Origin of the sequence: Stenotrophomonas sp. STK16_22 (assembly GCF_051984505.1) — a bacterium.
Taxonomy (GTDB): Bacteria; Pseudomonadota; Gammaproteobacteria; order Xanthomonadales; family Xanthomonadaceae; genus Stenotrophomonas; species Stenotrophomonas maltophilia_A.
The window spans coordinates 508,713-526,244 of the sequence record NZ_CP196972.1; the positions used below are offsets into that span (position 1 = coordinate 508,713).

Annotated in this window: 17 protein-coding genes; 15 read left to right on the top strand and 2 right to left on the bottom strand. The window is 66.9% G+C overall.

Features of this window, described 5'->3' with window-relative positions:
• Positions 1–42 precede the first annotated feature (42 nt).
• The 12 genes from ACSYAO_RS02270 to ACSYAO_RS02325 all read left to right on the top strand — a co-directional run bounded on the left by ACSYAO_RS02270 (position 43) and on the right by ACSYAO_RS02325 (position 12,229).
• On the top strand, positions 43–465 hold the full coding sequence (locus ACSYAO_RS02270; RefSeq protein ID WP_012509913.1) for a VOC family protein: 423 nt from the start codon (positions 43–45) through the stop codon (positions 463–465).
• Between the two features lie 34 nt (positions 466–499).
• Positions 500–910 (top strand): VOC family protein, encoded by a 411-nt coding sequence (locus ACSYAO_RS02275; RefSeq protein WP_032128772.1) that lies wholly within the window; start codon positions 500–502, stop codon positions 908–910.
• A 23-nt stretch (positions 911–933) separates the two neighbouring features.
• Complete coding sequence (locus ACSYAO_RS02280; RefSeq protein ID WP_049463532.1) at positions 934–1,290, top strand: DUF1428 domain-containing protein; 357 nt, start codon at positions 934–936, stop codon at positions 1,288–1,290.
• A 45-nt stretch (positions 1,291–1,335) separates the two neighbouring features.
• On the top strand, positions 1,336–2,598 hold the full coding sequence (locus ACSYAO_RS02285; RefSeq protein ID WP_032128770.1) for an RNA polymerase sigma factor: 1,263 nt from the start codon (positions 1,336–1,338) through the stop codon (positions 2,596–2,598).
• 107 nt (positions 2,599–2,705) lie between these two features.
• On the top strand, positions 2,706–3,902 hold the full coding sequence (locus tag ACSYAO_RS02290) for a hypothetical protein (protein ID WP_049463531.1): 1,197 nt from the start codon (positions 2,706–2,708) through the stop codon (positions 3,900–3,902).
• Complete coding sequence (locus ACSYAO_RS02295; protein ID WP_032128768.1) at positions 3,893–4,993, top strand: hypothetical protein; 1,101 nt, start codon at positions 3,893–3,895, stop codon at positions 4,991–4,993. The genes ACSYAO_RS02290 and ACSYAO_RS02295 overlap by 10 nt, the downstream gene beginning before the upstream one ends.
• 99 nt (positions 4,994–5,092) lie before the next feature.
• Complete coding sequence (locus tag ACSYAO_RS02300) at positions 5,093–5,770, top strand: hypothetical protein (protein WP_049398327.1); 678 nt, start codon at positions 5,093–5,095, stop codon at positions 5,768–5,770.
• Positions 5,771–5,786: 16 nt separating this feature from the next.
• Positions 5,787–7,433, top strand: coding sequence for a CsgG/HfaB family protein (locus ACSYAO_RS02305; protein ID WP_049463530.1), 1,647 nt, complete (start codon positions 5,787–5,789; stop codon positions 7,431–7,433).
• A 551-nt stretch (positions 7,434–7,984) separates the two neighbouring features.
• Positions 7,985–9,634, top strand: coding sequence for a M28 family metallopeptidase (locus tag ACSYAO_RS02310; protein WP_049460669.1), 1,650 nt, complete (start codon positions 7,985–7,987; stop codon positions 9,632–9,634).
• A gap of 212 nt (positions 9,635–9,846) precedes the next feature.
• Entirely contained in the window at positions 9,847–11,106 is a 1,260-nt protein-coding gene (locus ACSYAO_RS02315; RefSeq protein WP_010484138.1) for a sensor histidine kinase, read from the top strand.
• A complete protein-coding gene (locus ACSYAO_RS02320) occupies positions 11,096–11,866 on the top strand; it encodes a LytR/AlgR family response regulator transcription factor (RefSeq protein WP_032128763.1) in 771 nt (256 codons plus the stop codon). Before ACSYAO_RS02315 ends, ACSYAO_RS02320 begins: the two co-directional genes overlap by 11 nt.
• Before the next feature lie 18 nt (positions 11,867–11,884).
• Positions 11,885–12,229, top strand: coding sequence for a hypothetical protein (locus ACSYAO_RS02325; RefSeq protein ID WP_032128762.1), 345 nt, complete (start codon positions 11,885–11,887; stop codon positions 12,227–12,229).
• Positions 12,230–12,268: 39 nt separating this feature from the next.
• Here the strand turns inward: ACSYAO_RS02325 and ACSYAO_RS02330 are convergent, their stop codons facing one another.
• Positions 12,269–12,883 carry a hypothetical protein gene (locus tag ACSYAO_RS02330; RefSeq protein WP_032128761.1) on the bottom strand — a complete coding sequence of 205 codons (615 nt, stop codon included), beginning with the start codon at positions 12,881–12,883 and terminating at the stop codon, positions 12,269–12,271.
• Positions 12,884–13,192: 309 nt separating this feature from the next.
• Between ACSYAO_RS02330 and ACSYAO_RS02335 the strand changes: the two genes are divergently transcribed.
• The gene (locus ACSYAO_RS02335) at positions 13,193–14,122 is read left to right on the top strand and encodes an oxygenase MpaB family protein (protein WP_049460666.1); all 930 of its coding nucleotides are present in this window, start codon (positions 13,193–13,195) and stop codon (positions 14,120–14,122) included.
• Between the two features lie 228 nt (positions 14,123–14,350).
• Here ACSYAO_RS02335 and ACSYAO_RS02340 read toward each other — a convergent pair whose 3' ends face one another.
• Positions 14,351–14,938: a TetR/AcrR family transcriptional regulator gene (locus ACSYAO_RS02340; protein WP_049460665.1), complete on the bottom strand. Its 588-nt coding sequence runs from the start codon at positions 14,936–14,938 to the stop codon at positions 14,351–14,353.
• Positions 14,939–15,071: 133 nt separating this feature from the next.
• Between ACSYAO_RS02340 and ACSYAO_RS02345 the strand changes: the two genes are divergently transcribed.
• Together ACSYAO_RS02345 and ACSYAO_RS02350 are read left to right on the top strand one after the other, a co-directional pair.
• Positions 15,072–16,286: an MFS transporter gene (locus ACSYAO_RS02345; RefSeq protein ID WP_049460663.1), complete on the top strand. Its 1,215-nt coding sequence runs from the start codon at positions 15,072–15,074 to the stop codon at positions 16,284–16,286.
• The gene (locus ACSYAO_RS02350) at positions 16,283–17,455 is read left to right on the top strand and encodes an MFS transporter (protein ID WP_049460662.1); all 1,173 of its coding nucleotides are present in this window, start codon (positions 16,283–16,285) and stop codon (positions 17,453–17,455) included. Before ACSYAO_RS02345 ends, ACSYAO_RS02350 begins: the two co-directional genes overlap by 4 nt.
• The last annotated feature ends 77 nt before the right edge of the window (positions 17,456–17,532 follow it).

Here is a 17,532-nt window from a genome sequence, read left to right on the forward strand (position 1 = left end):
GGCCCGGCGCTACCCCCCTGAAACCCACGACGGAGTATTGCCATGAAACTGATTCCTTTCCTCGGCTTCAGCGGCCAGGCCCATGAGGCGATGGCGTTCTACGCCAAGGCACTCGGTGGCCAGGTCACCTCGGAAATGAAATACCGCGACATGCCGCCCTCCGATGGCTCGCCGGGCTGCAACGAGATGCCGCCGGAAACCCTGGACCACGTCGCGCACAGCCAGCTGGAAATCGGTAGCGCCATCGTGATGGCGGCCGACGGTCCCGGCGGTGGCGAGGGTGGCTCGACCACCATCAATGTCGACGTCGACAGCATCGAAGAAGCCGAACGCGTGTTCGCCGCGCTGGCCGACGGTGGCCAGGTGCAGATGCCGATCGCCGAAACGTTCTGGGCGCACCGCTGGGGCATGTTGATCGACCGCTACGGCAAGCCGTGGATGGTCAACTGCATGAAGCAGCCCTGATCCCTCTTCTTTTCATCCACAAGGAGCTTCACCGATGAATGCACCGCAACCGCAGATGATCTTCGTCAATCTTCCGGTGAAGGACCTGGAGAAATCCAAGGCCTTCTTCACCGCGCTGGGCTACAGCTTCAATCCAACTTACACCAACGATGACGCGGCAGGCATGGTCATCAGCGAGAGCATCTACGTGATGCTGCTGACCCAACCTTTTTTCCAGCAGTTCACCAACAAGCCGATTGCCGATGCGCACACCCACACGGAAGTGATCAACGCACTCTCGGCACCCAGTCGCAAGGCAGTTGACGAGTTGGTGGACAAGGCACTGGCCGCCGGCGGCAGCGAACCGCAGCCGGCGCGCGACCTGGGCTTCATGTACCAGCGCGGCTTCCAGGATCTGGATGGCCATCTCTGGGAAATCGCACACATGGACGGCGAACCGGGCTGACGGCCGCCGCAGGGAGAATCCTCATGGCTTACGTGGATGCTTACGTGCTGCCGTGCCCCCAGGACAAGGTGGCGGCCTACCGCCGCCTTGCCCGCAAGGCCGGTGCGGTGTGGAAGGACCATGGCGCGCTGCAGTACATGGAATGCGTGGCCGACGATGTGGAACCGGGAAAGAGCACGTCGTTTCCGCGTGCGGTCAAGGCCAAACCTGGCGAAACGGTGATCGTCGCCTTCGTGGTGTTCCGTTCGCGCGCGGCGCGCGACCGTATCAACGCGAAAGTGATGGTGGACCCGCGGTTGGCGTCGCTGGGCCCGAAGGACATGCCGTTCGACACCAAACGCATGTTCTGGGGCGGCTTCAAGCCGATTGTTGAAGCGTGAGCTGCGGCGCTTGTGCGGGCCGGGCGTGCGTGCTGTGATCGGCGCATGCTCGAGCCCGCACTGACGCAGCGTCTGGAAACCCTCTGGCGGATGGAGTCGCCGGTGTTGATCGCGCGCCTGGCGCGGCTGCTCGGGGGCGATGTCGGCCGCGCCGAGGAGCTGGCCCAGGACACCTGGCTGGCCGCGCTGGAGCGCTGGCCGGAGCAGGGCATCCCGGACAACCCCGGAGCCTGGCTGATGACCACTGCGCGCAACCGTGCCATTGATGTACTGCGCCAGCACCAGCGGGTGGCGCAGCAGCATGCGCAGTGGGGCGAGGAACTGCATCCGGCGCCGCTGCCGGCGCCCGACGACAGTCAAGCGCTGGAAGATGATCTGGGTGACGACCTGCTGCGGCTGATGTTCGTGGCCTGCCATCCGGTGCTGCCGGCCGATGCACGGGTGGCATTGACCCTGCGCCTGCTCGGTGGCCTGACCACTGTCGAGATCGCGCGCGCGTTCCTGCAGCCCGAGCCGACCATCGCCCAGCGCATCGTGCGCGCCAAGCGCACCTTGGCGCAGAAGCAGGTGCCCTACGAGGTCCCGCGTGCTGACGCGATGCCCGAGCGGCTCACTTCGGTGCTGGAGGCGATCTACCTGGTGTTCAACGAAGGCTATGCGGCCAGTGCCGGTGATGACTGGATGCGTCCGGCGCTGTGCGAGGAGGCATTGCGGCTCGCGCGCATCCTGGCGCACCGGCTGCCGGTGCCGCCGGTGCTGGGCCTGCTGGCGCTGATGGAGCTGCAGGCCTCGCGTGCCGCGGCACGGACCGATGCGCAGGGCGTGCCGGTACTGCTGGACCAGCAGAACCGCGCGCGCTGGGACTGGCTGCAGATTGAACGCGGGCAGCAGGTGCTGGCGCGCGCGCTGGCCGCCGGTGGCGCTGATGATCCCTATGTACTGCAGGCGCGTATCGCAGCGTGCCATGCAGCGGCGCGCCGCCCCGAGGATACCGACTGGCCGCGCATCGCAGCGCTCTATACGCAGCTGCTGCAGGTGCAGCCCTCGCCGGTTGTTGCATTGAACCGGGTCGTGGCGGTGCTGCGCAGTGACGGTGCCTTCGCGGCGTGGGCGCAGCTGCAGCCGTTGCTGGTGGACGCGCGACTGCGCGAGTACGCGCCGCTGCAGGTGGTGCGCGGGGAGTTACTACAGGCGCTGGGGCGCGACCTGGACGCACGTCACGCTTTTGCGGAAGCCGCCAGACTCAGCCAGAACCAGGCAGAGCGGGGCCTGCTGCGGCAACGGGCCGGCCTGCCTCCCACGGAGTGACCTCGACGAAGGCAGCACTTGTCGGCGGGCCCGCGAGCCGTTATGTTTCGCGCCCAGCGGACGCGTCAGCGTCCACTTTCCATGCGTATTGACCGAGGAGCGGTTGGATGTATTCAAGGACGAAGAGCGCATCGCGCGCTTTTGCGCGCCTGCTTGCCTGTGCCCTGTGCCTGGCCGTATGGCCGATGGCCGTGCAGGCGGCAGACAAATCACAGCAGGCCTATTGGGCCGGTTTTGCCTATACCGCTGATGCCGCTGCCGTGCAGGCGACCACGCCGCATGCGCACGCCGTGCTGGAAAAGCGTGGCTTGATCCCGCTCAACCAGACCCTGGGGCAGGGGCTCAAGCGTCGCCCGCCGGCCAATCTGGAACTGATCGACCAGCCGGTGGCGATGCTCGACGGCACCACCAGTGCGACAGTGCTGGCCGCGGCACTGGACCGCGAACTGGTCTCGGTCGAGCCGATCGGCGACCAGTACAAGGTGCTGGTGGAAGTGGCGCTGCAGGCGCTGTTCTTCGATTTCCGCGAGCGCCAGGTGATCGCGTCCTATCCGCTCACCCTGCAGCGCATCGATGTGCAGGATTACCGCCCCGACAACGACGATATCGATGCGATCGTCGCCGATCTGCTGTACGGCAACGCTGCGACCAGCCTGTCGCAGGTACTGGCCGCCAGCCTCGCCCAGGCCAAGCTGCCCGATGCCGCCGTGCGTCGCCTGCAGGTCGGTGGCGTAACCCTGTCCGACGCGGTCCGCGCCAAGCTGCCCGACCCGAAGTGGGAAGCCCCGCTGCGCGCCACGCTGGCCCATGAGCTGTCCAAGACGCTGTCGTCCAATACCGGCGTCGGCCTGCTGCCGCCGGCCTCGGGCCAGGCGATCGGTGGTGCGATGGCGGCGCGCTTTGCCGACGGCAAGGTCTACCAGCTGAAGATTCCCGAGCCGGACTACGTCATCAACCTGCAGGTGGATGCGCTGAAGAACGGCGTGATCGAAGAAACGCCGGCGATGAAGACGATGCTGTTCGGCGCGTTCTTCACCGCCAAGGTGACCGAGCCGTTCTCCGGCAAGGTCTATTTCGAACAGCCGCTGCGCAAGGGTGCCACCAAGGTGGTGCCGGTCACGCAGTGGCAGGTCGACCAGTGGTCGGCCAGCTACGAAACCCTGCTGGCCGGCTTCGACGCCTTCGCCGGCGCCGCCGCCAAGCGCGCCGATTCGCGCGGCTGGCTGGACGAACAGAAGCCGGGCGGCCGCCCGTTGCAGCAGCAGACCCAAGCCCTCCAGGAGTTGATCAAGTCATGTCGTTGATGCGTACCATCCTGCTCATCCTCATCGCCCTGGTGGTGGCCTCCCCGGTCGCTGCACAGACCGCCAGTTCACGCGGTACCGGTTCGGCCAGCTACGGCCTGCGCCTGAGTGCCGACACCCGCGCCCAGGCCCTGAACAAGGCCAAGGTCAATGCACTGGAGGCGTACATCGCCGAAACCGGTGCGGCCAAGCTGCGCCTGTTCGAAGCACGTCGCTCCGAGTTCATCGGCGAGATCGACCGCTACGTGCTCAGCGCCGTGCAGCTGTCGGACATTGAAGACAAGAAGGCCAAGACCTACACCGTCACCGTCCGCGCCGAGATCAACACCACACTGCTGCAGACCAAGCTGGATGCCGGCTCGGCCGTGGCCGGTGCCACCGCCGCGCAGCGCTCGCTGCTGACCTTCCTGTTCATGGCGCGCTCGCAGGACACCGTGCAGTCGTTCCAGGACAAGGAATACCGTCGCGTCGACGCCAGCAGCAGCTACAGCGAGAACACCCGTGAAGGCGACAGCTTCCGCGGCAACTCGGTCAGCACCAACGGCAGCATCAACCAGAATGGTTCGATGTCGGTCACCAGCGGTGGCAGCACCACCCAGCGCAGCGACAACATCAGCTGGAAGGTGGCCAACGCCGCCGAAGTGAACACCGCGATGACCGGCGCCTTCAGCGCCGCCGGCTACGAAGTGGTTGAAGCCGAATACGTGGAAGGCGAGTCGCGCGGTCTGCTCAGCATCGAGCGTATCCGCAAGGACTTCAGCACCGGCAACGACCTGGCCCCGGCCACCCTGCGTGATACCGCCAACGGCATCCGTGCGGCCAACATCCCGTACATCGCCGTCGGCACCCTCGACGTCGGCATGCGCGACCGCGACCCGGCCAGCGGCAACACCCGCGTGTTCGTCACGGTCACCGGCAAGGTGCTGGACGTGACCGGTCGCTTCCCGCGCACCGTGTCGTCGGTGGGCCCGGTGCAGTTCTCCGGTACCGGCCCGAACGAAACCGTCGCCCGTACCAACGCGCTGCAGCTGGCGGCTGAAAAGGCTGCCCAGCAGATGATCAACGAACTGAACGTCAAGGCAGTTCGTTGATCCGCCACCCCGGTGGGTGCCGAGCTCGCTCGGCATCGCCCGGGGTTACCGATTTCCCACGTGCCGCTTCGCGGCCGTCTCTCCCAAAAGGACACTCACATGATCCGCAATACCGCTCTTGTCGTGGCCATCGCGGCCGCCACCCTGTCGATGCCGGCCCACGCTGGCCTGGGCAAGCTGAAGGACCTGGCTGGCGCCGCTACCGGCACCTCCAGCAGCAGCGCCTCCAGCGCCGCCGCTCCGGACGAAGCCGCGCAGGAAGCGCTGGTGCGTCGTTTCGTCAGCTCGCAGTCGCACTCGCTGCAGGCCCAGACCTCGTTTGCCCGCGCCTTCGGCCTGGCCGAGCAGGTGCAGCTGCTGGAAGCCGAGCGCCAGGCGCTGTCGTCGGGTTCGGTCAGCGTCGATGCGATGAAGAAGTCGGTGTCGGTCAGTGAAGCTGCGCAGGCGGCGATCAACGAGCGCCAGGCCGCACAGCCGGAACTGAACGCTGAATCCAAGCAGCACTACGCCGAAGGCCTGGTCTCGCTGCTGTCCTCGGCGGCCGAAGCACAGAAGCTGGGCGGCGAAGCCAGCAACTTCACCGCCGGCATGAAGAACCTGGGCGCGACCCAGCTGGCCACCGTCGGCCGCAAGCTGGCAGCAGGTGCATGGGTGGCCAAGGAATCGCCGGGCTTCATCCAGGGCCTGTACGGTTCGACCAAGTCGGCCGTGACCTTCGCCAAGAAGAGCAAGGTGAAGGTGCCGTCCAACGCCGATTCGATGCTCGACACGCTCTGATCCGAGGCGAATCTCCATGCGTATGACCTACCGTTTGATCGGCCTGGGCCTGGCTGCCACGCTGCTTGCAGCCTGTGGCAAGCAGGACACCCCGGCCGCCGCGCCCGCCAAGGACAAGGCAACCAGTGCACTGGCCAGCAATGCGCCAGTGGAAGCAGCGCCCCTGCGTGGCACGCCGGATTTCGGCGGCATCACCCAGGTCGCGCGCGAAGCCGACGGCATTGGCAGCACCCCGGAACTGGCGGTGCTGGCGGCATTGCAGTCGGCGGTGGCGCAGGTCAACGGCGTACGCGTGGCCAGTCAGATGCAGAGCCTGCGTGCAGGCCTGCATGTGGATGTGGATGACGAACACGTCGGCGATATCCGCGCCGACGCGTTCACCCAGCAGATGATCGCCGGCTCGCAGGGCGCGGTGCTGGGCTATGAAATCCTGTCGCAGGATGAAGTGCGGCAGCTGGACGAGGAAACCATCGCCCGCGTGCGCGCCAGCGACGAAGGCTGGAGCTTCAAGGGCTCGGCGTCGGCCAGTGCCTCCGGCGAAGCATCGGCCAAGAGCGGTTCGGCCTCGGCCAGCGTCAGGGAAAGCTACGACGAGAAGGTCAACGTCGATGCCAAGCGTGGCGCCAGTTCGTTCGATTCCGACGTGACCCATCGCAGCATGCGCAGCTACTGGAAGGTGCGCGTGCGCGCACAGATTGCCCAGTACCGCGCGCCGGACGAGCAGGGCAAGCCGAAGATCGTGGTTGCCCTGCCGCGCACCAAGGCCGGCAGCTACGCCGTCGGAGACGGCCGCGTGGATGCCGATGAAGTGGCCGATGCGATCCGCGCACGGCTGTCCGACACGCTGACCCAGACCCAGCGCTTCATCGTGCTGGACCGCGAATTCGGCGACGAACTGCAGGCCGAGATCGATCACATCAACAGTGGCAACGTGCGCCTGCAGGACACCGCACGCGTGGGCCAGCAGCTGGCGACCGACCTGATCCTGATCCCGACCATCGAACGTTTCGAGTACCCGCGCAGCGTGCGCAACCTGCGCATGTCCGACCGCCAGGTGACCTCGTACTCCGGTGGCGGCCGCATTACCCTGCGCCTGATCAACGCCACCACCGGCCAGGTGGTGATGTCCGACAGCTTCGATCACCAGCTGGCCTCGACCGGCCCGAGCACCCTGCCGCGCGTGGTCAATGGCCGCAACATGGCCGCGGCGATGATGGAATCGCTGTCCGGCCAGATCGGCACCGCCATCGTCACCACGCTGTTCCCGGTGTCGGTGGTTTCGGTGGACGGAGACCAGGTGGTGCTGAGCCAGGGCGGTGACACCGTGCAGGCCGGCCAGCGCTGGCAGGCCGTGCGCCTGGGCGAAGAACTGAAGGACCCGCAGACCGGTCGCTCGCTGGGCCGCAGCGAACACCCGTGCTGCACCATCCGCATCGACCGCGTGGCTGCACAGACCTCGTACGGCACCATCGAAGACGGCGTCGACGCCATGCGCGGCGGCTTCCGTCCGGGCCAGATTGAATTGCGCCAGAAGCTGGGCAGCAAGCCGGCTGCTGCCGCTGCTGGCGCAACGGCCTCGGCTGCACCGGCTGCCGCCGCGCGCCCGGCGGCCAAGCCGAAGCCCAAGCCCGCTGCCGCCCCGGCCGAAGACCCGAACTGGTAACAGGCTCAAGCAACACACCGATGGGGTCAGAGACCGTTCCCGCTGGGAAAGGGAACTGACCCCTTCTTGTTTCCGTCCGTGTCGACCAAGGTCGACACCTACCAGCAGCGGTGTGTCGACCAAGGTCGACACCTACCAGCAGCGGTGTGTCGACCAAGGTCGACACCTACCAGCAGCGGTGTGTCGACCAAGGTCGACACCTACCAACAGCGGCGTGCCGACCAAGGTCGACACCTACCAACAGCGGCGTGTCGACCAAGGTCGACACCTACCAACAGCGGTGTGTCGACCAAGGTCGACACCCACCAACAGCAGCGGGAACCTGTCGAAGGCGGGGTGGGTCCGGTTGCGGGGGTGTAAGCGCCATGGATGGCGCGCCCAAGCCTCCAGGGACGGATTCACGGCGTCCCCCGCAACCGGACCTACCCCGCCTACCCTCAGGAACCCAGCTTTTGCTGTTGCTTCGGCCGTTGCCGTTGTTTCTGCGGGTGCAGGGCGCAGCCCTGCCGAACCCCTTACACTCCAGAAGGATTTCCCTGCTGGAGAGAGCAATGAAACGAGTAGTACTGGGCGTGCTGGCCCTTTCGGTGTCGAGCGCACTGATGGCGGCCACCCCGAAATTCGATGGCGTGCGGATCTCCGCCGACGTCAAGGAACTGGCCTCCGACGCCTACGAAGGCCGCTCCCCGGCCACCGCCGGCGAAGAGAAGACCATCGCCTTCCTCAGCAAGCAGTTCGCCGACGCCGGCCTGCAGCCGGGCGGCGACCTCAAGGACGGCAAGCGCCTGTGGACCCAGGCGGTGCCGCTGCGCAAGGGCGACATCGTCGGCGCACCGCAGCTGGCGCTGCACCAGGGCGGCAAGACCGTTGCGCTGGAACAGGGCAAGCAGATCGCCGTGCGCGCTGCCATGAACGGCGCCAGCAACGTCGACATCAGCAAGGCCCCGCTGGTGTTCCTCGGCTACGGCGTGAAGGCCCCGGAGCGCAACTGGGATGACTTCAAGGGCGTGGACCTGAAGGGCAAGATCGCCGTCGTGCTGATCAACGACCCGGACTTCGAGACCGGCCAGGGTGATTTCGACGGCAAGGGCATGACCTACTACGGCCGTTGGACCTACAAGTACGAAGAAGGCGCCCGCCAGGGGGCGCTGGGCGTGCTGATCGTGCACGAGACCGCACCGGCGTCGTACGGCTGGGCCACCGTGGCCGGTTCCAACACCAACACCATGTTCGACGTGGTGCGCGACAACCCGGCCGACAGCCACCCGCTGCTGGAAGGCTGGATCCAGCGCGACCTGGCCGTGGAGCTGTTCCGCTCGGCCGGGCAGGACTTCGAGGCGCTGAAGAAGAAGGCGCAGCAGCGCGACTTCACCCCGGTGCCGCTGACCGGCGCCAGCCTGGACGCGAAGTACGCGGTGAAGACCGAAGTGATCACCTCGCACAACGTGGCCGCACGCCTGGAGGGCAGCAGCCACCCGGACGAGACCATCGTCTACAGCGCGCACTGGGATCACATCGGCGTGGGCGAGCCCGACGCACGTGGCGACCGGATCTTCAATGGCGCTCTGGACAACGCCAGTGGCACCGCATCGCTGATCGAACTGGCCCGTGGCTTCGCCAAGGCCAAGCGCCCGCAGCGTTCGCTGCTGTTCCTGGCGGTCACCGCCGAGGAAAAGGGCCTGCTGGGTTCGGAGTACTACGCCACCCATCCGCTGTATCCGCTGGAAAAGACCGTGGCGGTGATCAACATGGATGGCATGGCGCCGTTCGGGCCGTCGCGTGATTTCGGCATCTACGGTGCCGCGCGCTTCGAGCTGCTGGACCAGCTGAAGGACGTGGCCAAGGGCTGGGATATCCGCTACACGCCGGACCCGAAGCCGGAAGCGGGCCTGTTCTTCCGCTCCGATCACTTCCCGTTCGCCAAGCGTGGCGTGCCGGCGCTGTCCTGGTCGGCCGGCCAGGACTGGGTGGACGGTGGCGTGGCCGCAGGCAAGAAGGCCTCCGAGGACTACACCGCCAAGCGCTACCACCAGCAGGGCGACGAGTGGCAGCCGGACTGGGTGTTCGCCGGTGCCGCCCGCGACCTGGAGGTGCTGTACACGCTGGGCAACCAGCTGGCCAACTCGCGCAGCTGGCCAAACTGGAGCAAGGACGAATCGTTCCGCGCCGTGCGTGACGCCAGCGCCGACCAGCGCAAGTAAGGGAATGCGCCGGGTTCGCCCGGCGCCTCCCGGGTAGTGCCGGCCGCTGGCCGGCAACCTTGTGATGCTTGTGGAGGTCATGGGGAGCCGGCCAGCGGCCGGCTCTACCAGAATGGCTTCCATCCCCGCTTTCCGGCCCTTCGTCGCAACCCGCTTGTTTGCCCGGCGGGCCGCCCTATGCTCGGCTCACCCCCTTCCTCCAAGGCGCCGCCGTGTTCGCCAGCCTCTCTCTCCTGCTTCGTCACCTGCTGGCCTGGGCTGCGGCGCTGTTCGTCGCCGGCATGGTCTGGAGCGGCATCTTCAGCGGCATGAACGATGGCCCCGGCTGGATCTTCGGCCTGCTGGCGATGTTTCTGATGATTTCCGCGCTGGGCAGCGCGATTACCCATGTACGCCGCGTCTGGCTGGTCGCCGGCCGGCTGGATTCGACCACGCTCTCCGGCCGCCAGCGCCGCCAGGTGGAACTGCCGATGGATGCCGGCCAGGCATTCTCGGTGGTGGAAGCGGCCATCGCTGAACTGCCGCGCGTTGAAGACGTGGAAAGTTCGGCCGGCAGCCTGCAGGTGCGGGCCTACGTGCGCCGCGTGGATGCCTGGAACGGCCGCCAGCCATCGCGCTGGAACCTGCCGGCACGGCTGGCGATCAAGCGCAACAGCGTGCTGGCGACGGTCACGCCGGGGCAGGGCACCAGTACCGTCACCCTGTTGTTTGAGCCGGATGCCGGCTGGTGGGCCGACCTGCTGGCACTGGATGAGGGCAGCAACTTCGAGAACGCCGAAGCGGTCACCCGCGCGATCAGCCGCCGTGTTGCCGACCAGCGTCGCGACGAGCAGGCCGCGGCCGAGCAGACCCAGGTGGAAAAGGAGCTGTCGGTGGCCCGGTTGAACCTGCTGCACGCGCAGGTGGAACCGCACTTCCTCTACAACACGCTGGCCAACGCGCAGGTGCTGACCCGCACCGACCCGGCACGTGCTGACCAGATGCTGGGCCACCTGATCCAGTACCTGCGCAGCTCGTTGCCACAGGTGGACGAATCGCTGTCCACGCTGGGCGTGGAGCTGGAGCGCACCCGTGCCTACCTGGAGATCCTGCGTATCCGCATGGGCGCACGGCTGGGGGTGGAGGTGCAGGTACCGAACGAACTGCACGGCGTGCAGCTGCCGGCGATGGCGCTGCAGACGCTGGTGGAGAACGCGATCAAGCATGGCCTGGAACCGAAGCCCGGCGGTGGCACGATCTGGATCCTGGCGCGTGGCTTCGATGACCATGTAACGGTGACGGTGGCCGACGATGGCCTCGGCTTCGGCCAGGGCACCAGCGGTACCGGCATCGGCCTGAAGAACCTGCGCGAGCGCCTGCGCCTGACCTGCGGCGAACAGGCCGGCGTGGCGATCGTCGCCAACTTCCCCAGCGGCGTGGCCGCGACCATGACCCTGCCGCAGTCGAGCAAGGAGCGCAGCCATGCCGCTTGAGGCGCTCATTGCCGAAGACGAGGAACTGCTGCGGCAGTCGCTGGTCGAGCAGCTGGGCCGGTTGTGGCCGGACCTGAAGCTGGTGGCCGAGTGCGAGGATGGCGCCAGTGCGCTGGAACAGCTGGCCGAGAAACAGCCGGACATCGCCTTCCTCGATATCCGCATGCCCGGCATCAGTGGCATTGAAGTGGCCCGTTCGCTGTCCGAACTGAGCCCGCGCACCCAGGTGGTGTTCGTTACCGCCTACGACCAGTACGCCATCGACGCGTTCGAGCAGGGTGCGATGGACTACCTGCTGAAGCCGGTCAGCGATGAGCGCCTGCTGGCCACGCGCGAACGCATCCTGTCGCGGCTGCCATCAACGCGCCAGGACGATGCCGTACTCGAACGCCTGCTTCAGCGCCTGGGGCCGTCGCAGAGGGCGGCAGAGCGCCCGCCCTTGGCCTGGATCACCGCCAGCAACGGCCGCGAGACGCAGCTGATCATGCTGGAAGACGTGGCCTATTTCCGTGCTGACAACAAGTACACCACCGTGATGACCGCGGCCGGTGAGAGCCTGCTGCGCACACCGTTGCGCGAGCTGCTGGAAGTGCTCGATCCGCAGCACTTCCGCCAGATCCATCGCTCGACCATCGTCAACATGAAGGCGGTGGCAGCGGTCAGCCGCGACGATACCGGGCGCGGGGTGCTGCGCCTGCGTGGGCGTACGGAGACGCTGGTGGTCAGCCAACCCTTCATGAGCCTGTTCCGCGGCATGTAGCCGCACCCTGGAGGCACCATGCGCCTGTTCCTGTTTGCCTGCGTTGCTGCGCTGTCGTTGGCCGGCTGCGAGAAGTCCAGCGAAACCTCGATCACCCGTACCAATGCCAACGGCGTGGACACGCTGTACAGCAAACGCACCGTGGTCGATGGCGAGGCGCGGTTCCAGTGCATCGCCAGCAGCAGTGGCCACTGCCACTACGTGGTGCTGGACCCTGCATGCAGCAGCGGGGCCGCGTGTGCCACGCCGCCGTTGCGTCGGTTCGCGGTGGCGGTGGGAAAGACCGAGGCGATGCGTGACCTGCCCAGGGGCTTCCACCAATGCGTCAGCCAGGACCCGATAGAACAATGCCACCGTGAGTGATCACGGTGGCATTGTGGGTCCCCCCGCTTCCCTGAAGGGTCAGTAGGCAGGTTGCAGTGTCAGGTCGTGGTGGTGCTCGTTCTCACCCACATGGTTCAGGCGGCCGACCAGTTCTGAGTGCTGCTTCATGCGCCCGATCTCGGTCATGATGCGGATGTCCTCATGGCGCAGCTCGCGCTTGGCGGTGACGGCCTGCTTGTAGTCCAGCACTTCCGGGTAGTGCTCGGCCAGGTCCAGTGCCTCGGCCACGTTCTCGACGCTGTCGGCCTTGGAGCTGATGCGGGCGCGGCTGTTGAAGGCCTTCATCCAACGCTCGAAACCGGCGGTGCGGTCGAACATGTTGGCCATGAACCAGATCACGAACAGGATCGAGATCCATGAGCCGAACACCACGACCACGCGGGTGAAGGTGATGTGGTAATCGTCGCGCCACAGGTAGTTGGTGATCAGCCCGAGGATCAGCAGCGAGGCCGCCTGCCAGCCGACGATCGAGGCGATCAGCCATTGGCACTTAGCCTGGGCCAGCACAGCCACTTCATCGCGGATCTGCTGCTCGCTGAGGCTGCGCCAGTGCGCGACCTGTTTTTCGAACGGGCTGCTGTAGAGCTCGTTGTCGCGAAGCAGTAGTCCCAAACCCTTGAACAAAGCAATCATGGCTGGCTCCTTGTGGAACGTGCGTCGATCAGCGTTGGACGGTGTGGCGGGTTCAGTTCTAGCACTTCCAGCGAGCCGTGCAATGGGCGCAATGCCTAGCGGCGTAAGGGTTTTGTCTGAATGGGTGAATGTTGTTGCACTGCAACATCATGGTCGCAGCCTGCGACAGGATGTCGCAGGGTGAAACGTGCTGCGGCTGCACATGAAACCGTGGCTGAGCGCGGAGACTCGCCGTCGGCGTCGTGATCGCCCAGAATCGGGGCCGACCGCGCAACCTGCGGCCGCTCTTCCGCCTTTCCTGGACCTGTGATGCCGGCTCTGCTGCAGCGACTTTCCCGCCCCGTCACCGCGCCTATCCGGCGCTGGGTGCTGGAGGCCTTCCCGCGTGGCCAGAGCGGCATCGATTACGACCACCCGCTGGGAGACCCGGGCTGGTTCGGCCCGGACAGCGTCACCTGGCGGCTGCATGCGGAATTCCCGTCGATGCTGGCCGGTGGCCTGTGTGCGCTGATGCTGCAGACCCTGCACCCGCGCGCGCTGGCCGGCGTCTACGACCACTCCAATTTCCGCCAGGACCTGGTGGGACGCCTGCGTCGCACCACCGCCTTCGTTGCCGGCACCAGCTATGCGCCCAGCGGCGAGGTGGAGGCGCTGGTGGCCAAGGTACGCCGCATCCATGCGCAGATCCGGGGCCAGACCGCGCAGGGGGAGCCCTATGCGGCGGACGATCCGCAGCTGCTGACGTGGGTGCACGTGACCGAGGCGTTTGGCTTCCTGCAAGGCTTCCGCCGCTACGGGCGCGAGGTGCCGGCGCACATCGCCGATCGCTACTACGACGAGTACCGCTGCGTGGCCGAGGCACTGGGTGCGGTGGATGTGCCACGCAGTGAAGCCGAAGTGGCCGCGTACTTCTGCGCGCGGCAGCCGGAACTGCGCGTCGACGAACGCTCGCGCGAAGTGCTGGAGGTGTTGTCCGGCGTGCGCCTGCCGGTACCGGTGCCGGGTCTGTCGCGCGAAGTGTTTCTGGGGGCCGGTGCCGCGCTGCTGCCGGACTGGGCCGAAGGCATGCTCGAGCGCAATGGCCGCCAACGGGCGCAGGCGGCCGCGTCGGCGAAGCTGATGCAGGGCATGGCGCCGCTGTTCCGCCGCGCGCTACCCGATGGCCTGGCCAGCCGCGCCTGCACGCGCATGGGCGTGCCGGTGGCGGTGTTGCGCGGGTGGCCCACCGTTCCCAGGTAGGTGCCAACCTTGGTTGGCACGCGTTTCGCGCGGTGCCGCAGAAGCGCCAACCAAGGTTGGCCTCTACCAGAGCGGATTCCGCAGTAGCTGGATCTACTGACACCTTGGTTCTGGTAGCTGCCGACCTTGGTCGGCACGCATTTCGCGCGGTGCCGAAGAAGCGCCAACCAAGGTTGGCCTCTACCAGAGCGGATTCCGCAGTAGATCCACGCCATGCGCGGATGGGCTTCACCCGGCCGACTTCAACCCACGCAACAGCATCTCCAGCGCCGCCGTCGCCTGCCGCAGGCGCGCGTCGCCATCCTCGCCCTCGGCGATCCAGAACGCGGCCTCGGCCAGGCTGCCGTAGATCAGCGACGCCAGCGCCTGCGCGTCCACCGGCGCCACCACGCCCTGCGCCACCAGATGTTCGATCAGGTGCTGCATCGAGTGCACGCAGTGGCGCTGCGATTCCGGTGAGGCACCACCCAGTACCGCGCGCGCATCGCGCAGCACAATGCGCTGGATCTCCGGCTCCAGTGCCATCTCCAGATAGGCGCGGCAACGCTGCACGAAGCCGTCCCAGGCATCATCCGCGCCATCGCTGATCGCCTGCAGACGCAGGTCGGTCTCGGCATCGAGCTGGGCGACGACAGCCGCCAGCAGACCCCTCTTGTCGCCGAAGTGGTGGTACAGCGCGCCGCGGGTCAGCCCGGCCTGGGCGGTCAGGTCGTCCATCGAGGTGGCGGCATAGCCATGCGCGCTGAACACCCGGCGGGCGGTGGCCAGCAGGGTGGCGCGGGTTTCTTCCATCTCGGCGCGGGTGCGACGAACCATCCGGAGCTCCTTACATACACAGTGCATGATTATTTACATACGGTGCGTATGAATGTAGCCTCTTATTCATACACTCTGTATGTATTGTCGTGGCGCCCAGTGCGCCAGGCAAGTCGCTGCCCTGGAGAACCTGATGGCCACCCCCTATCGCGACCTGTTCGCGGCCCCCGGCACCGCCGGCCTCGCCCTGGCCGGGCTGCTGGCACGCCTTCCTCTACCGATGACCGGTATCGGCATCATCACCCTGCTGTCCCAGCTGCGCGGCAGCTATGCACTGGCCGGTGCGGTGTCGGCCACCTTCGTGCTGACCTACGCGTTGCTGTCGCCGCAGGTATCGCGCTGGGTCGACCGGCGCGGGCAGGGCAGGGTGCTGCCGTGGGCCACCGCGGCCAGTGCGGCCGGGTTGCTGTTGCTGCTTGCGTGCACGCTGCTGGCCGCGCCGGACTGGACGCTGTTCATTGCGGCGATGCTGGCCGGTTGCATGCCCAGTGTGTCGGCGATGGTGCGCGCGCGCTGGACCGCGATCCATCGCGGGCGCCCGCAACTGCAGACCGCCTACTCGCTGGAGACGGTGTTCGACGAGGTCACCTTCATCGCCGGGCCACCGTTGTCAGTCGGATTGTCGGTAGCGGTATGGCCACAGGCCGGCGTGCTGGCTGCAGCCCTTCTGCTGGTGATCGGAGTGACCGCACTGTTCCTGCAGCGTGGTACCGAACCACCGCTGCAGCGCTGCGAAGGCGCAACACCCTCGCGCTCGCTGCTGCGGCAAGCGGAGATCCGCCTGCTGGCGTTGCTGATGCTGGCGATGGGTGTGATTGTCGGTACCGTCGACATCACCAGCGTGGCCTTCGCCGAACAGCGCGGGCAGCCACTGGCTGCCAGTTGGGTGCTGTCGGCCTATGCGCTGGGCAGCTGCGCGGCGGGCCTGCTGTTTGGTGCACTGAAGCTGCAGATCCCGTTGCCGCGCCTGTTGCTGACCGCAGCAGCGGCCACTGCATTGGCCACGCTACCGCTGCTGTGGGTCGGCAGCCTGCCTGCCCTGGCCGTTGCCGTGCTGCTGGCCGGGGTGTTCTTCGCGCCGACGATGATCGTGGCGATGTCGCTGGTCGAACAGTACGTGCCCGAATCGCGCCTGACCGAAGGCATGACCTGGTTGCTGGCCGGATTGAACATCGGCGTGGCGCTGGGCGCGGCACTGTCCGGGCAGGGTGTCGATGCGGGGGGCGTGCGCAGCGGTTTTGCTGTTGCGCTGGTGGCAGGCGGTGGCGTGCTGCTGTTCGCCGTGCTCGCGCACCGTGCACTGCGCCCGTCTGCCTCGACCACATCCCCTGAAGGAATCGTCCCGTGAGCGCTTCATCGCCTGCGCACGCCGCGCCTGTGCCTCGTCATCCGTGGTGGGCGGTTTCCGCCGTCGGCCTCGCCACGTTCTCGGTGGTCACCACCGAAATGTTGCCGGTCGGCCTGCTGACCCCGATCGCCGAAGATCTCGGCGCGTCCACCGGCACAGCCGGCCTCATGATCTCGCTGCCGGCCCTGCTGGCGGCAGTGTTCGCACCGCTGGTGGTGATCGCAGCCGGTGGCATCGATCGCCGTCGCATCCTGTGCGCGCTGCTTGCGCTCCTGCTGGTCGCCAACCTCGCGTCGGCGCTGGCACCGGGCATCGGCTGGCTGTTGGCCGCACGGGTGCTGGTGGGGTTCTGCATGGGCGGCATCTGGGCCATCGCCGGCGGTCTGGCTGCGCGTCTGGTGCCGGCTGACCGCATCGGCCTGGCTACCTCGATCATCTTCGGCGGCGTGGCCGCAGCGTCGGTGCTGGGCGTTCCGTTGGGCGCGCTGATCGGGGATGCATTGGGTTGGCGCAGCGCCTTTGCGGCGATGGCGTTGTTCAGTGCGGCGGTGATGCTGCTGCATCTGCGGGTGGTTCCCGCGTTACCTGTAAGTACATCGGCGCAGCCGCGGCAGTTCGTACAGCAGCTTGGCCAGCGCGACCTGCGGCGTGGGCTGTGGCTGACCGTGCTGCTGGTGTCCGGGCACTTCATCGCCTTCACCTACGTGCGGCCGCTGCTGACGTCCGTCTCGGGCGTGGAGGCGTCGTGGATCGGTGCACTGCTGTTTGCCTACGGCCTGGCCGGCATCGCCGGCAACTTCATCGCCGGGCCGCTGGCAGCACGCCATCCGCGCGGTACGTTGCTGGCGATCGCATCGGGCCTGCTGCTGACGCCGCTGCTGTTGCTGTGGGTGGGGGGCACGCCGAGCGGTGGCATTGCGGTGCTGCTGCTATGGGGCCTGGCCTATGGCGGCGTATCGGTGGGCCTGATGAGCTGGATGATGAAAGCGGTGCCGCAGGCCGTGGAGATCGCCACCGCCCTGTATGTAGGCGTGTTCAACATCGGTATCGCACTTGGCGCGTGGGGCGGGGGACGGCTGCTGGATGGTGTCGGGCCGTACGCCACGCTTTGGGCTGCTGCGGTGTTGGCTGCGAGCGCTCTGCTGATGGTTGCCACCACCCGCAGGTAGATCCACGCCATGCGTGGATTCCTGCTCCGTGCCAACCAAGGTTGGCACCCACCAGAGCGGGGCATTTGCCAACCAAG

Excerpts from the sequence above, each read along its gene's own strand:
- ACSYAO_RS02305 (WP_049463530.1), top strand. The coding sequence starts at position 5,787 with ATGCGTATGACCTACCGTTTGATCGGCCTGGGCCTGGCTGCCACGCTG.
- ACSYAO_RS02325 (WP_032128762.1), top strand. The coding sequence starts at position 11,885 with ATGCGCCTGTTCCTGTTTGCCTGCGTTGCTGCGCTGTCGTTGGCCGGC.
- ACSYAO_RS02290 (WP_049463531.1), top strand. The coding sequence starts at position 2,706 with ATGTATTCAAGGACGAAGAGCGCATCGCGCGCTTTTGCGCGCCTGCTT.
- ACSYAO_RS02340 (WP_049460665.1), bottom strand. The coding sequence starts at position 14,938 with ATGGTTCGTCGCACCCGCGCCGAGATGGAAGAAACCCGCGCCACCCTG.
- ACSYAO_RS02295 (WP_032128768.1), top strand. The coding sequence starts at position 3,893 with ATGTCGTTGATGCGTACCATCCTGCTCATCCTCATCGCCCTGGTGGTG.
- ACSYAO_RS02335 (WP_049460666.1), top strand. The coding sequence starts at position 13,193 with ATGCCGGCTCTGCTGCAGCGACTTTCCCGCCCCGTCACCGCGCCTATC.
- ACSYAO_RS02285 (WP_032128770.1), top strand. The coding sequence starts at position 1,336 with ATGCTCGAGCCCGCACTGACGCAGCGTCTGGAAACCCTCTGGCGGATG.
- ACSYAO_RS02300 (WP_049398327.1), top strand. The coding sequence starts at position 5,093 with ATGATCCGCAATACCGCTCTTGTCGTGGCCATCGCGGCCGCCACCCTG.
- ACSYAO_RS02345 (WP_049460663.1), top strand. The coding sequence starts at position 15,072 with ATGGCCACCCCCTATCGCGACCTGTTCGCGGCCCCCGGCACCGCCGGC.
- ACSYAO_RS02320 (WP_032128763.1), top strand. The coding sequence starts at position 11,096 with ATGCCGCTTGAGGCGCTCATTGCCGAAGACGAGGAACTGCTGCGGCAG.
- ACSYAO_RS02310 (WP_049460669.1), top strand. The coding sequence starts at position 7,985 with ATGAAACGAGTAGTACTGGGCGTGCTGGCCCTTTCGGTGTCGAGCGCA.
- ACSYAO_RS02280 (WP_049463532.1), top strand. The coding sequence starts at position 934 with ATGGCTTACGTGGATGCTTACGTGCTGCCGTGCCCCCAGGACAAGGTG.
- ACSYAO_RS02275 (WP_032128772.1), top strand. The coding sequence starts at position 500 with ATGAATGCACCGCAACCGCAGATGATCTTCGTCAATCTTCCGGTGAAG.
- ACSYAO_RS02330 (WP_032128761.1), bottom strand. The coding sequence starts at position 12,883 with ATGATTGCTTTGTTCAAGGGTTTGGGACTACTGCTTCGCGACAACGAG.
- ACSYAO_RS02270 (WP_012509913.1), top strand. The coding sequence starts at position 43 with ATGAAACTGATTCCTTTCCTCGGCTTCAGCGGCCAGGCCCATGAGGCG.